This window comes from Rhizobium sp. NLR22b (assembly GCF_019685295.1).
Taxonomy (GTDB): Bacteria; Pseudomonadota; Alphaproteobacteria; order Rhizobiales; family Rhizobiaceae; genus Rhizobium.
The window spans coordinates 53,843-68,006 of record NZ_JABDWM010000024.1; the positions used below are offsets into that span (position 1 = coordinate 53,843).

Here is a 14,164-nt window from a genome sequence, read left to right on the forward strand (position 1 = left end):
CGGCCTCCCCGCCGGTTACGCCTATCCGGCCGCCGTCGCTGGACCGCCGATAAGACCCTTCCAATAGCTTTCCGCACCTTGAAGATGCGCGCTCATCAGCGCCTGGGCGAGATTGCCGTCTCGGGCAAGCAGCGCTTCGTAAATGCGGATATGCTCCTCATGCGAGCGCCGGCTTCGGGCGGCATCGGCAAAATAGATAGGAAGCCGGTGTTCGCCCATGACGTAGTAGACGCTGCACACCCGATAGAAGACGCTGTTCTTGGTGGCTCGAACGATCTCCAGATGGAAATCCCGGTCTTCGCGCGCCAGCCCCTCGCCCGCGGCAAGCTTCGCCTCGGACGCAGCGAGTATATCGCGCAAGCGCTTGTAATTCTCCTCCGTCGCCCGGCCGCAGGCGAGTTCCGCGGCCTTGATCTCATGGATCTTGCGAAGCTCCACGGTCTCGTAGATCAGAATGGGGTCAAGGGGAACGCCGGCGCGGGCAAAAAGCGCCATTGCCTCCACGCTCGCCTCCGTGGTCGTCAAATAGATGCCCGACTTGGCTCGACGCTCTACGATGCGCATTGCCTCCAGGATCGCCAATGCCTCGCGAATTTGGCCCCGGCTGACGGTGAAATGTTCTGCAAGCTCGCGCTCCGATGGCGTGCGGCCGGTGTCGCTCGAGTTTGAGAAAAGATAAGCTGCGAGATCGGAGAGGAGGGAGTTTTCTTTCATCGTCACTGTCTTTGCGCGTGAGTCTCCAGGACCCTCTGATTGATCGTGAAGCCCAGGCCAGGTCGGTCCGGGATCTCTATCATACCGTCCTTTACAGACACAGCGTCCTCGACAAGATCGTGGATCATCGGATTTGCGCCGAGGGAATATTCGATGACGAAGCTTGCCGGAGAGGCCGCGCACACGTGCAGACCGGAAAAGAAGCAGGGCGCCCCAGCCCAAAGATGCGGTGCGAAACGGAGGTTGAAGGCGCTGGCGAGCGAACTGATGCGCATCGCTTCCGTAATGCCACCGCAGAAAGCCGGATCGGGCTGGAATATGTCTGCGGCCCGGAGCATCGCAAGATCTCGGAAGGCGAAACGCGTCGCCTCGCTCTCGCCGGCAGCGATCGGCACGTTCCCGGCCGCGCGCACCTCCGCCATGCCCGGCTTGTCATCGGCTATGACAGGCTCCTCGAACCAGGCGAGGTCGCAGTCCGCAACCATCTGGATAAAGCGCTTCGCTTCGCCAACAGTATATGTGCCATGCGCATCGACCATTAGATCGACGTCGGGGCCGACAGCTTTGCGAGCGGCACGCACGCGCGCTGCCGAGACATGCGGCGCACCGTCCATCGCGCCGACGCGCATCTTGACTGACTTGAAACCGCCTGCCGCGATATAGGACCGGAGCTGCTCGCCGATCCGGTCCGTGCTCTCCCAACCGCCCGAGGCATAGGCAGGCAAGCGGTCCGCCTTGCGGCCACCCAGCAGCTTCCAGACTGGGACGCCGAGCGACTTGCCGAGGATGTCCCAGAGCGCTATGTCGACCGCACTGATCGCAGCGACCGAAAGGCCGCGCCGCGCGATCTCGGGCATGGCGTGACCCGAACTCGCCGCCGTCTCGTGGCGTACACCGTTGTAGAGCATTTCCCATATGGTGAAGATGTCGCCAGGATCGCGGCCGATGAGCTTGGGCCCTACCTCGTGATTGATCATGTGCACCAGCGTGCCATAGCTGCCGGCACTGCCCGCGGCATTCTTACCTTCCCCCCAGCCCACAATGCCGTCGTTCGTCTCGATACGCAGGATCGCACTGTCGAAGGTCATCAGGCGGCCGAAGTCGCTGCGGTGCTGACGGCTCGCCTCGATGGGAATCTTGACCCACCAGGCCTCGACGCTTTTGATACGCATGTCTCTGCCCCCGCTCCTCAAGGCCCGCGGTGGGCCGCGGGAGATATCTTCCATTCGTTACTTGATCAGCGGCAGGATCGTCTCGGCGGTGATCCGCATCTGATCGTCGTAGAATTTCTCGGTGAGCAGGCTCGAGCCGTGGTCCCGGATAAATTTCAGCTGTTCCGGGGGGATGTCGACGGGGTTGCGCTCGACCATGTCCGGATATTTGGTGGCCGGCGTTCGATCAACCGGAGCGACGAATTCGTTGGTGACGGCGCCGTCGTAACCGATCTCCTTGAGCGTGCCGATGATCTTCGGCCAGTCGAGGTGGCCGAGGCCGGCGGCGAAACGATTATTATCGGCGACGTGGAAGTCGAACAGGCGTTTCCCGGCGAGCCGGATCGCCTCATAGATGTCTTCCTCTTCGATGTTCAGGTGGAAGGCATCCAGGCAGACTCCGCATTCAGGGCTGACGGCATCGGCGAGCGCCAGCGCTTGGGCGGCACGGTTGAAGAAATAGGTCTCGAAACGGTTGAGCGGCTCGACGGCAATCCGCACCCCCCTCTTTTGAGCGTGAGCAAAACACTCCCTGGTGGCGTCCACCACCCATGTCCACTCTTCCTCCTCGGTCCCATCCGGCACCACCTTGCCGACTGTTGCCGGTACGAGCGTGAGGATCTCGCCCTCGAGTTCGCTGACCATGGTGATGACGCTCTTGACATAGTCCACGGACCGGGCGCGCTGGCCCTCATCCCTGGCGGCAAGATTTCGCTCGCCGAGCGTCAGGGTAACAGCGCCCCAGCAGCGGATGCCATGCTCTTTCAGCAGCGCACGCGTCTCCTTCACGTCGTACTGTGCCGGCTCGCCGGATATCTCGATACTCTCGTAGCCATATTTTTTGATGCGTTTCAGCGTGACGGCGAGCGGTTCAGCCCGCATCCAGTTGTGCGTAGAAAGATGCATGAGGTTCCTCCTAGACTGTTGCGGCCAAGCTCGACAGCAGCTTGGCATCGAAACGTCACCTTATGATGGCCAATCTCATTACCGGCGGCCATCTGGTTTGGCCAATTTTTGTTATCTGAAAGCTCTAACCCAATTCCCGAGCGTCCGCAAGACGGCCTCAAAATGTCGTGAAAGTCGGCGTATTCGGTTGTTTGTCGCTGTATTTCCCGCTCATGCGCGGAATCCCCGCTCCCAGTGGTGAGCGCAGCGGCTTGACCAGAGCCGCCATTTTGGTATGACCAGATTTGGGAAGTGATAAGCGCGGACGCCGCAACGCAGTGGCGAAGTGCCAAGGGGGAGAGATGAAGATCGGCATGTGCATGTTCCTCTGGACGACAGCTGTCGGCCCAAAACACGAGGCACTGTTACGCGATATCAAGGAGACGGGTTTTGATGGCGTCGAGATCCCGATCTTTTCGGGTAAACCCGACGACTACCGACGGCTGGCGGCGTTGCTCGACCGGATCGGTCTGGAACGGACCGCCGTTTCCGCCATGGGCGACCTCCGGATGAACCTGATCGCTTCCGACGCGGCAACCCGCAGACGCGGCATTGACTACGTGAAATGGGCAATCGACTGCAGCAATGCGCTTGGCGCGACTATGCTGAGCGGGCCGCTGCATTCGACGCTCGGCAAATTTTCCGGAAGCGGGCCAAGCGCGGCGGAACTCAAGCGCTCGGTTTCCTCGCAATTGGCGATTGGCGATCATGCAGCAAAGCACGGCGTTACGATAGGACTTGAGGCGCTGAACCGTTTCGAATGTTACCTGTTCAACACGATGGACGACCTTGCGGCCCATATCGACGCGGTCGGACATCCGAATATCCGTGCCATGTACGACACGTTTCACAGCAATATCGAAGAAACCGATCCTGTCGGCGCTTTTACGCGCAACAGTGACCGCATCGTGCATGTCCACATTTCGGAGAACGACCGCGGCGTTCCAGGGCGTGGCAACATTCCCTGGGCGGAGACGTTCAGGGCACTGCGCGCGAGTGGCTACGACGGATGGCTGACAATCGAAGCCTTTGGTCGGGCGCTCAAGGAGCTCGCCGCCGCAACGAAGGTCTGGCGCGACTTTTTCGAGACACCGGAATCGGTTTATCGTGAAGGGTACCGTCATATCCGCGACGGATGGGAGGCGGCGGCATAACCGCCAACCGACCAAAGGTTTCGGTGTCGGCAGGGCTGCACAGCACGGCAGACGGCGGATACGGCCGAGCTGCCAGAAGGAATGCGGGGAGCGCGCTGCTCACGCAGACCGCCGGTTTCTCACCCTTGCCGGCAAGAGGTGCGTTTTCAGCGCGTCCGTCTCGTGCCTCAGCCGATGGCCATCAGGCTCGCATTGCCGCCGGCCGCCGCTGTGTTGATCGAAGTCGACACTTCTTCCAGCAGCCAGTTGAGGCAGTAGGCTTCGGGATCGCTCGCCAATTCCTCGCTTGTCGCGGCCTGGACCAGCAGAAGCGGGCCGGGCAGCGCGGCGATCTTCCGGTTGACGGCAAGAACCCTGTCGCGGTCCCCTTCGACGAGCGCACCGGAGAAAGGCCCGTCCTTTTCCCAATCCGATGTCCAGGAAAGACGCCCGGCCACAGCTGCCGGAAGGTCCGCCAGGACAGGCTTCGATATCGAACCCGCGTCGATGACGACGTGGTTACCGGTGGAAAGGGCCGCGGCGATCTGGCGGTGCAGTCCGGTTTCGGTCTGCGGCACGAGCAGGATACGGCCGCGCGGATGGAGCGCATAGAGATTGCGCTCGCCGACAGGGCCGGTGAGCTCACGTTCGAGCCCGAGCGCCGATCGGCTCGCATAGCCGCGCGCCGCTTCCCCTTCGACCGTCAGGCCCTTCTTGTCGAGCCAGACGATGTAATCGCGAAGGGCGAGGTCGGTATGAACGGAATCCTGCTGCGGCGGCACCGGGGCGCGCTGCACCAGCCGGCCGATATAGAGCGGGCCGCCGGCCTTCGGACCGGTTCCCGACAGGCCACGGCCGCCGAAAGGCTGCACGCCGACGACAGCGCCGATGATGTTGCGGTTGACGTAGAGGTTGCCGGCCTTGATGCGGCTCGTCACATGGGCGATCGTTTCGTCAAGCCGGGTGTGAAGGCCGAATGTCAGGCCGTAACCCGAGGCGTTGATGTCGTCGATCAGCCGATCGAGGCCGTTTCGCTTGAAGCGGACGACATGCAGGACCGGACCGAAGATCTCCCTCGTCAGGTCAGACAGCGACTTGATCTCGATGATCGTCGGTGGAACGAAGGTGCCTTTTGCTGCGCTTTGCGGCAGCGGCAGCTGCTCCACCTTGCGGCCGGCGGCCCGCATCGCTTCGATATGCTGGTCGATCTCCGCCTTCGCGCCGTCGTTGATGACAGGCCCGACATCGATACTCAGGCGATCGGTGCGGCCGATGGTCAATTCACGAAAAGCCCCCTTCAGCATAGCGAGCGTCCGGTCGGCGACGTCGTCCTGCAGGCAGAGGACGCGCAACGCCGAGCAGCGCTGGCCGGCGCTGTCGAAAGCCGATGTCACGACGTCGGCCACGACCTGTTCGGCCAGGGCGGACGAATCGACGATCATGCCGTTCTGGCCGCCGGTTTCGGCAATCAGCGGGATCGGCTTGCCGGTCGCTGACAGGCGCTCGGCGAGCTGCGCCTGGATCATGCGGGCAACTTCGGTCGAGCCGGTAAACATGACACCTGCCGTTTCCCGAGCCCCGACCATGCCGGCGCCAAGGCGGCCGCTGCCGGGCACGAATTGCAGGGCGCCGACGGGCACACCGGCCTCGTGGAGAATCTTGACGCTCTCCGAAGCGATGATCGGCGTCACACCGGCAGGTTTCGCCAACACGGGATTGCCGGCGACGAGGGCTGCGGCAACCTGGCCGGTGAAAATCGCCAGCGGGAAGTTCCACGGGCTGATGCAGACGATCGGGCCGAGCGGCAGATGCGACGGCCCGAGGGTCTTGCGCGCCTGATCAGCATAATAGCGCAGGAAATCGACCGCCTCGCGCACTTCGCCGACGGCGTTGGCGGCGGATTTGCCGGCTTCGCGCATGACGATGCCCATCAGCACCTTGATACGGGCCTGCATAATGTCGGCGGCCCGATCGAGACATGCGGCACGCTCTGCCGGCGGCACGGCCGCCCATTGCGGCGCATACTCGGCTGCCATCGCAACAACGCGGGCGGCTTCCTCGACCTTCAGCTCGGTCACCGTGCCGACGACATCGCTGTGATCGGCAGGATTGGGGACATCGCGCGTCACGCCATCCGTGGAGCCATCGGCGAGAATCGGAACCGCATGCCAGGGCATCGCAGCCGTGGAAGCCAGCGTCTCCGCCAGATCCGAAAGCGTGGCTTCGCTCGAGAGATCGAGGCCGCTCGAATTGGTCCGGGCGCTGCCGTAAAGCGCCTGGGGCGCGGCAATCTGCACATGCGGGGCGCCGACGACGGGCATGGCCGCGACGGTCTCGGCCGGATCGGCGATCAGCGCCTCGACCGAAACATTGGGATCGGAAATGCGATGCACGAAAGAGGAGTTGGCGCCGTTTTCGAGCAGGCGGCGGACGAGATAGGCTAGCAGCGTCTCATGCGTCCCGACGGGGGCATAGATGCGGCAGGGCCGGTCGAGCTTATCCTTGCCGACCACCTCGTCATAGAGCGGTTCGCCCATGCCGTGCAGGCACTGGAACTCGTATTTGCCGACTGCGAAGTCGGGCCCTGCCAGATGATAGATCGTGGCGAGCGTCTGCGCATTGTGGGTGGCGAATTGCGGGAAGATGGCATCGGCGGCGGCAAGCAGCTTGCGCGCGCAGGCGATGTAGGCGACGTCCGTATAGATCTTGCGGGTATAGACCGGAAAATCGTCGAGACCATCCAGCTGAGCGCGCTTGATCTCCGCATCCCAATAGGCGCCCTTGACGAGCCGGACCATCATCCGGCGCCCGGAGCGGCGGGCGAGATCGATGATGTAATCGAGCACGAAGGGGCAGCGCTTGCCATAGGCCTGCACGACGAAGCCGAGCCCGTTCCATCCGGCAAGCTCCGGAGCAAAGCAGAGTTCTTCGACAAGATCGAGCGAAAGCTCCAGCCGGTCGGCTTCCTCGGCATCGATATTGAGGCCGATATCATAGGACTTGGCGAGAGCGGCGAGCGCCTTGACCTTCGGCAGCAACTCGCCCATCACCCGGCCGGCTTGCGCTCTCACATAGCGAGGATGCAGGGCCGAAAGCTTGATCGAAATCCCGGGGCCGTCATAAATGCCGCGCCCATCCGCTGCCTTGCCAATGGCATGAATCGCCTTCTCGTAATCCTTGAAATAACGCTCGGCGTCGGCGGCGGTCGTCGCCGCCTCGCCCAGCATGTCGTAGGAATAGCGGAAACCCCGGGCCTCCAGCGGCCGGGCGCGCTTCAGCGCCTCCTCAATGGTTTCGCCGGTGACGAACTGCTCGCCCATCATGCGCATCGCCATATCGACGCCACGACGGATCACCGGCTCGCCGGCGCGCGCGATCAGCCGCGTCAGCGCCGCCGACAGGCTGCGGTCGTTGACCGTCGAGGTGAGCTTGCCGGTGACGACGAGACCCCAGGTGGCGGCGTTGACGAACATGGATTTGCCGCCGCCGATATGCGAGGTCCAGTTGCCCTCGGCGATCTTGTCGCGGATCAGCGCATCGCGGGTGTCCGTATCGGGAATGCGCAGCAGTGCTTCGGCAAGGCACATGAGCGCCACGCCTTCCTGGCTGGAAAGCGAATATTCCTGAACCAGCCCTTCGACGCCGGTGCCCTTGTGCTTGGCACGCAGCGCCTCGATCAGAGTGCGGGCCGTGTTGCGGATATCATAACGCTTCGCCTCGGAAACGCGTGCGGCGGCAACGAGCGGCGGCAGGCATTCGGTTTCCGGGCGGCGATAGGCGGCCGTGATTGCCTGGCGAAGCTCGGATTGCGGCCGGATCGGCGGCGCGAAGGCGGCGAATGGCGCGCCCTCAGCGGGATCAATGGAGGAGGCGGGGTCGATCGCTGCGTTCAACATGGGAGTCCCTGTTCAATCAAAATCTGTTTAGCGGATAAATGGAACACCTGGCTCGTCATCCCAGAGTGCATCATCCAGAAAAGCCGGACCGGAATATTCCGTCTCGCGAAGCGGGCGCGCCTCCGGCTTGTCGCGCTTGAGGGTGAATGCGGCCGCAACCGCTCTTATCGCCACCGGCCTGTAGTGGACGAGCAAGTCCGGCTTCTGATCGTCATCGATTTGTTTCCCGTGCATCCATGATCCCCCTGTGGTGCGGCACCGCTGCCGATCCCGGCAATGCGCCAGACGCTCACGCCGTCCTCCCATTTGCCGACGCATAATCTATCACAGCCGCAAATCGCGATCTCACTTGATTTTAGCCATTTTCAAGCTGTATGAACTTATAAACCGATCGCCAAGAGTTCATATGGCCACAGAAACCGACACATATAGTGATTTGGACCAGTTCGACAGAAAGATCCTCGCGGCGCTGGCCGAGGATGGCAGGTTGTCGATCACCGATCTCGCGGCGCGCGTCGGGCTTTCGAAGACGCCTTGCCAGATCCGCTTCAAGCGGCTGATCAACGACGGCTATATCGAAGGCTTCAAAGCCGTCCTCAACCCCGCGAAAATGCAGCTCGACCATATTGCCTTCGTCGAGGTGAAACTTTCCGACACCCGCGAGGCTGCGCTCAAAAGCTTCAACGAGGCCATCAAGAAGATCAGGGAGGTCGAAGAGTGCCACATGATCGCCGGCCGGTTCGACTATCTCCTGAAGATCCGCACCCGCGATATCGGCCGCTACCGCCGCGTCCTGGGCGAACGCATCTCGACCCTGCCGCATGTTGCCAACACTTCGACAAATGTCGCGATGGAAACGATCAAGGAAGGCTGGGACAAATTCGGTTCGAGTCTTTCGTGATCATGAACGTCTAAGCCGTTGGGGCAGTTGCCTCGCGGGCCGCGCAGCCGTGTCTCGGTTTCCTGCCGCGTGCGCTTGGTTTCATCGGCAACGATCGGCCTGGCGCTGCTGACCACCTCATTCGTGCTGCAGAACGACGCCCGTGATACACCCTCCCCTTATGCCTGGGCGACGCGCTGACCTCCCCAGAACGCGCCTTCGACGGTCTTGCTTTCACACAAAGCACGCCATCTGATGTAGTCAGGCAAGACCGCCAAGGCAGACGAACAGCCGACGGCGGAATCTGAGAATGAGGAGCACGATGGATCACAGCCCGCAAGTATCGGCGAGCGAAGAGAACGAACCACGCCGGCTGCGATATCTCCCCTGGGAACGCATCGCGTCGGACCTCGACCATCCCACTCACCTCGCCCGCAAAGCCGCGCTCAGGCGGTCCTGCGGCGCGGAACTGGCAGAGACCTCCTATGTCGCGGAGAACGCCGCGATCTTCACCGAAAGCCTGACGATGGGCGAGCGGTCGTGGATTGCGGGGCACGCTCTCGTGCGCGGCGATGTCATCCTCGGCGACGATTGTTCCGTCAATCCCTATGCCTGCGTTTCCGGAAAGGTGACGTGCGGCAATGGGGTCCGCATTGCCTCGCATGCATCGATCGTCGGCTTCAATCATGGCTTCGACGATCCTGATCGCCCCATACACCGCCAGGGCGTCATCAGCCTCGGCATCGCCATCGGTGACGACGTCTGGATCGGCGCCAATTGCGTGATCCTCGACGGCGTCACAATCGGCAAAGGCGCCGTCATTGCCGCCGGGGCAGTCGTTACGGGGGATATTCCCCCCATGGCGATCGCCGGCGGCGTCCCTGCGCGGGTGCTGCGGCGTCGGGGCAGCGCGCCCCCGAAATCCACAGCGAGAAACATTGAAGACCAGTTGGTCAGGCTCGGACAGAAGGCGAAGGAGCAATGGCCGGAGATTCTTGCGCGCTGGAAAACCGAGGTTTCCTATGAATCGCTCGAGGCGGATGGCGTCAAAAGGCCGGCGATCCGGCATCTCTGTGATGCGATCGAGATCGCAGCCGGTTTCGGCCAGCTGCCGCCCGGCCTCGATCCGTCCGAGACAATCGAGCGGCTACAAGGCCTCCAGGATCGCGACACAGGCCTTTTTCCTGAAGACCGTACGGGCGTGCACGGAACGTCGCTGAGGGATGATCCGAAAGCGCTCTACAATGTTCTTTCGGTCGGCTACGCGCTTGAACTGCTCGGCTCGAATCCGCGGCATCCTGTCGGGGCGGTCGATCTCGATGCCGGAGAGCTGGGCGAATGGCTGAGCGCGCTGCCCTGGCAAGGGCATGGCACGCCGGCAGCGCGGTCGACGCGATCGGCACGGCCATGTATTTCAACGCCCGGTATTTCGGCCTCCGGCAATCGCGCCAACCGCTGTTCGAGTGGCTGAACCGCAATGCCAACAGCGTCTCCGGCCTATGGGGCGAGCCGACGGCGCTGGAGGGATGGCTCCAGCCGGTGAACGGTTTTTATCGCCTGACACGCGGCACTTACGCCCAGTTCGGCATTCCGATTCCGCACCCCCACGCCGCCCTCGAAACGGTTCACCTCAACTACCGCAACCACAAGGGCTTCGTCGGCGCGAAGCATAATGCCTGCAACCTGCTCGACACGATCCATCCCCTGCTGCTGATTGCCCGACAGACCGATTATCGGCGGGCAGATGGTGAGGCGATTGCCCGTGATCTCATTGCAAGGGCGCTGGACAGATGGCGGGACGGCGAGGGATTCCCGTTCGCCGATGGTACCGAGCCGAGCCTGCAGGGAACGGAGATGTGGCTTTCGGTCATCCACCTGTCGGCTGATTTCCTCGGCCTTGCGGATCGTTTCGCCTTCATTCCCAAGGGCGTACACCGGACGGCAACGCCCGGGCTCGGCCTGTAATCAACCAGGCGGCGGCGAGTTTGCGGGCATTGCTGCACCTGGCCTCGACCGCACGATCACTTTGTAGCGATCTTCCGCGGCAAGCTCGTTTGTCTCGAAGCACACCAGGGCTCCGTCCTCGGGAAAGTGCCGATCAGGCAGCCGTCGGCTCGATCGCCCGGTGATACGCAGGACCAGCGGCTGGCCGAGCTCCTCCTCGAGGGCAGCGACCTGCCGGCTGACGCTTGCCTGGGTGACGCATGCTCAATGTCGAAAGCCTGATCGACGAGCCGGCTCCGGGAGCATCAATCTGGAAACCCAGGGTCACGACGAAGGGCGCGGAGCGGCTGGACAGCTTCCCTGGGAGGATATCTGAAACGGTCTCGTGTTCAGTGCGCTCTCAAAGCCGCCGCGCGATGCTGCGAGGGTGTCTGCCCGAATGTGCGCTTGAACGTCCTCGTGAATTGCGATGCGTTTTCGAAGCCGACATCGAGCGCGATCTCGATCAGCGGCGCCTTCGACTGGGCAAGGATCGATTTTGCCCGTTCCATGCGGACTCGATTATAGGCCTTGGCGGGAGACATTCCGGTCTTCTCGATGAAGATCCTCTCCAGCTGCCGCCTGGATAGCCCGACCATGGCGGCAAGCTTCTCGATCGGCATGCTGCCATCGACGAACTGCTCCATGGTAATCATCGCCGCCTTGACGCGGGCGTCGTCATAATCGTCGTAGAGCGGACGCCTGGGCTGAATGTCGGCCGGAGCGCGGGCCTTCTCGATCTGCAGCACTTCAAGCGCATTCCGTTCGGCATCGCGGCTGATGTATTTCCTGACCAGCAGCGCTGCCATATCGGCACTGCTGCTGCCGCCCGCGCAGGACCCACGCTGGCGATCGAGATTGAAGAGCCGGTCGGAGCGAACGCTGAGGTCGGGGAACCGCTCGCGGAACTCCTTATAATGCAGCCAGCTGACGCAGGATTCATGCCGCTTCATCAGGCCCGCCGCGGCAAGGATGAAGGTACCGGTGCACACGCCGATCAGCGGCACCTTCTTGGCATCCGCCTGCTTGAGGAAGGTGATGGTCTGCTGATCGACGGGGTTCTCCACGCTCAGAAGGCCGCCGACGACGGCGATATAGTCGAAGCGCGTGGGATCGACGAAGTCCGACGTCGGAGCGACCTGGACGCCGCAGCTCGAAGTGATCAGGTGCCGCGTGCTGCCGATCACCTGCCAGTCGGCAAGCACCCGTCCGGAACGGTCCTGCTCGTCGCTGGCAAGCCGCAGCGTATCCACGAACAGCGCAAAGGCGGACAACGTGAACGACCGCGACAAGACAAACCCAACCTTGAGACGGGCGGCGGGTTTCGCAGCGCCGTCTGCCTGCCGATGCTGCCCAGGTCGGATATTCATCTCATCACCGTTTCTGAATGCGCTCATCTAATCTGAAAACCGTGCGCCAGCGGGTGCCGATCGTCAACACAAATGGTGTTGTGGCCGATGACGCGCGCCCAGCCTCCGCAAGTGAACCAAGAGTTCATCACGATAATCAATACCACGAAGCGATCGACGCATTGATCGAAGCCGCGATATCGATCATCCTGATCGCGCCGTAGATCATTTCTCCCCAGATATTCAGACATTTTGCCGATGTCATTCCGAATGCCTCGAACTGGGCCGAGGGACATCAATGGTCCCGCCGCGGCGATTGATACTATCGCGGGGTCACTGCTTGTGGCCGACGTCGAGGCGAATTGCCGGAGCCGTAAGCCGCGAATTGAGAGCCGCCCTCGATCAATAGATGCCGAACTCGATCGGGGAGCGCCGGCACGCCAGCGCTCCCCGGAAGGTTCAGGCAGCCAGGACGCCGCTCTTCTTGGCGGTCCAAGTTGCGATATAGTCCATCAGGCCGGGCGAGAGACAATCATAGGGCTCGAGGCCCAACGCTTTCAGCTGCGCCCTAACGGCGTCCATCTTCGAAGGATCGAAGCCGCTTTCGATGATCGACGATACGAACGCCGCAAAAGTCGGCCTTGCCCAGCCGCCCTCCTGGAAGCGCTCCGGGTGGACGAAGGACAGTCCCTGGAAAGGATGTTCGCGCTCGACCGGCCCGTACATATGCACGCCACATTCCTTGCAGGCATGCCGCTGGATCAAGGCTGCGGAATCGACGACTGCGAGCTTGTCGCCGTTTTCCAGCACCTCGACGCTTTCGGTCGGCGCTACAGCCACAACCGAGAAGACGGCGCCTTTCGGCTTCCAGCACTTGGTGCAGCCGCAGACGTGGTTGTGGGCGATGTCACCCTTGATCCTCACCTTGACCGGGTTGCTCGCGCAGTTGCACACGAGCGTTCCGCCTGCGAAATCAGCGTCAGTCGCTCGAAAGCCTGAATCCACTGCGGGATGTATGGCTATGCTGGTCATCGCTTTTCTCCTTCCCTCCCTGGCCGTTTGCATTATGCCCGGCCGAGCTCTGCAACTACTTTGCCAGCCTCTGCGCGTGCCAGCGCAGATGGTCCTCCATGAATGTGGAAATGAAGAAGTAGGAATGGCCGTAGCCTTCCTGCATGCGAAGCCTGAGGTCGATATCAGCCGCCTCGCAGGCTTGCCTGAGTTCGGCGGGGCGCAAACCGTCCTCCAGGAAGCTATCCGCCGTTCCCTGGTCGACGAGCAGTTCGGGGATCCGATGCCCGTCCTCGATCAGCGAGCAGGCGTCATAGGCCCGCCAGGTCTTTTCATCGGCACCGAGATATTTTCGGAAGGCCGGTCTCGACCAGCCGGAAACCGAAGGATGGCTGATCGGCGCGAAGGCCGAGCAGCTGCGGAAACGGTCGGGGTTCTTGAGCGCGATCGTGATCGCGCCATGTCCGCCCATCGAGTGACCGAAGATCCCCTGGCGCTCCATGTCGACCGGAAATTCCGCAGCAAGGAGCCGCGGCAGCTCGTCGACGATATAGCTGTACATGCGATAATTCGCCGAATAGGGCGGCTGGGTGGCGTCGACATAAAAGCCCGCACCCTTGCCGAACTGCCAGTTGTCGGCCTCATCGGGAACGTGGTCACCGCGGGGGCTGGTATCCGGGCAGACAATGACGAGACCGAGTTCGGCGGCAAGCCGCCGATACTCGCCCTTGTCCATGACGTTGGCATGCGTGCATGTCAGGCCGGACAGATACCATAGGACCGGCAGCTTGCCCTCGGCCGCCTGCGGCGGCAGGAACACCGCGAAGGTCATGTCGCAATCGCAGGCCTCGGAACGTTCGACATAGACGCCCTGTGTGCCGCCGTGAGACTTATCAGCCGATATCGTCTTCATTCTCAGTACACCACCACGCCGCGGATGCTTTCGCCCTTGTGCATCAAGTCGAAGCCCTTGTTGATGTCTTCGAGCGGCATCGTGTGGGTGATCATCGGATCGATCTGGATCTTGCCCTGCATGTACCAG

At 62.2% G+C, this 14,164-nt stretch carries 11 protein-coding genes and 3 pseudogenes; 3 read left to right on the plus strand and 11 right to left on the minus strand.

All coding sequences use genetic code 11. The features are described from left to right. Positions 1-21: 21 nt before the first annotated feature. The 4 genes from HJC00_RS28660 to HJC00_RS28675 form a co-directional block, all read right to left on the minus strand. Positions 22-714 carry a FadR/GntR family transcriptional regulator gene (locus HJC00_RS28660; RefSeq protein ID WP_210631741.1) on the minus strand — a complete coding sequence of 231 codons (693 nt, stop codon included), beginning with the start codon at positions 712-714 and terminating at the stop codon, positions 22-24. Between the two features lie 2 nt (positions 715-716). Next, positions 717-1,886, minus strand: coding sequence for a mandelate racemase/muconate lactonizing enzyme family protein (locus HJC00_RS28665; protein ID WP_210631740.1), 1,170 nt, complete (start codon positions 1,884-1,886; stop codon positions 717-719). Positions 1,887-1,943: 57 nt separating this feature from the next. After that, the gene (locus HJC00_RS28670; protein ID WP_221165008.1) at positions 1,944-2,831 is read right to left on the minus strand and encodes a sugar phosphate isomerase/epimerase; all 888 of its coding nucleotides are present in this window, start codon (positions 2,829-2,831) and stop codon (positions 1,944-1,946) included. A 157-nt stretch (positions 2,832-2,988) separates the two neighbouring features. After that, complete coding sequence (locus HJC00_RS28675) at positions 2,989-3,186, minus strand: hypothetical protein (RefSeq protein WP_221165009.1); 198 nt, start codon at positions 3,184-3,186, stop codon at positions 2,989-2,991. Between HJC00_RS28675 and HJC00_RS28680 the strand changes: the two genes are divergently transcribed. Then, positions 3,173-4,024: a sugar phosphate isomerase/epimerase gene (locus HJC00_RS28680; protein WP_210631738.1), complete on the plus strand. Its 852-nt coding sequence runs from the start codon at positions 3,173-3,175 to the stop codon at positions 4,022-4,024. The two genes, HJC00_RS28675 and HJC00_RS28680, sit on opposite strands and share 14 nt — an antisense overlap. A 167-nt stretch (positions 4,025-4,191) precedes the next feature. Here HJC00_RS28680 and putA read toward each other — a convergent pair whose 3' ends face one another. Together putA and HJC00_RS28690 are read right to left on the minus strand one after the other, a co-directional pair. Further along, positions 4,192-7,899, minus strand: a complete 3,708-nt coding sequence (gene putA, locus HJC00_RS28685; RefSeq protein ID WP_221165010.1) for a trifunctional transcriptional regulator/proline dehydrogenase/L-glutamate gamma-semialdehyde dehydrogenase — start codon at positions 7,897-7,899, stop codon at positions 4,192-4,194. A 27-nt stretch (positions 7,900-7,926) separates the two neighbouring features. Further along, on the minus strand, positions 7,927-8,133 hold the full coding sequence (locus HJC00_RS28690) for a hypothetical protein (RefSeq protein ID WP_221147342.1): 207 nt from the start codon (positions 8,131-8,133) through the stop codon (positions 7,927-7,929). A gap of 172 nt (positions 8,134-8,305) precedes the next feature. Between HJC00_RS28690 and HJC00_RS28695 the strand changes: the two genes are divergently transcribed. Then, positions 8,306-8,800 (plus strand): Lrp/AsnC family transcriptional regulator, encoded by a 495-nt coding sequence (locus HJC00_RS28695; RefSeq protein WP_210631735.1) that lies wholly within the window; start codon positions 8,306-8,308, stop codon positions 8,798-8,800. Positions 8,801-9,101: 301 nt separating this feature from the next. Continuing rightward, positions 9,102-10,744 (plus strand): annotated as a pseudogene (locus HJC00_RS28700) (acyltransferase). Positions 10,745-10,880: 136 nt separating this feature from the next. Here HJC00_RS28700 and HJC00_RS33080 read toward each other — a convergent pair. From HJC00_RS33080 to HJC00_RS28730, 5 genes and pseudogenes are all read right to left on the minus strand, one after another. Continuing rightward, positions 10,881-10,981, minus strand: a pseudogene (locus HJC00_RS33080) (LysR family transcriptional regulator); the annotation flags it as partial. Between the two features lie 131 nt (positions 10,982-11,112). Further along, positions 11,113-12,126 (minus strand): GlxA family transcriptional regulator, encoded by a 1,014-nt coding sequence (locus HJC00_RS28710; protein ID WP_221147421.1) that lies wholly within the window; start codon positions 12,124-12,126, stop codon positions 11,113-11,115. A 444-nt stretch (positions 12,127-12,570) separates the two neighbouring features. Further along, on the minus strand, positions 12,571-13,143 hold the full coding sequence (gene gfa / locus HJC00_RS28720) for an S-(hydroxymethyl)glutathione synthase (RefSeq protein WP_221165011.1): 573 nt from the start codon (positions 13,141-13,143) through the stop codon (positions 12,571-12,573). 55 nt (positions 13,144-13,198) lie between these two features. Then, a complete protein-coding gene (gene fghA / locus HJC00_RS28725; protein WP_221165012.1) occupies positions 13,199-14,035 on the minus strand; it encodes an S-formylglutathione hydrolase in 837 nt (278 codons plus the stop codon). Positions 14,036-14,037: 2 nt separating this feature from the next. After that, positions 14,038-14,164 (minus strand): annotated as a pseudogene (locus tag HJC00_RS28730) (S-(hydroxymethyl)glutathione dehydrogenase); the annotation flags it as partial.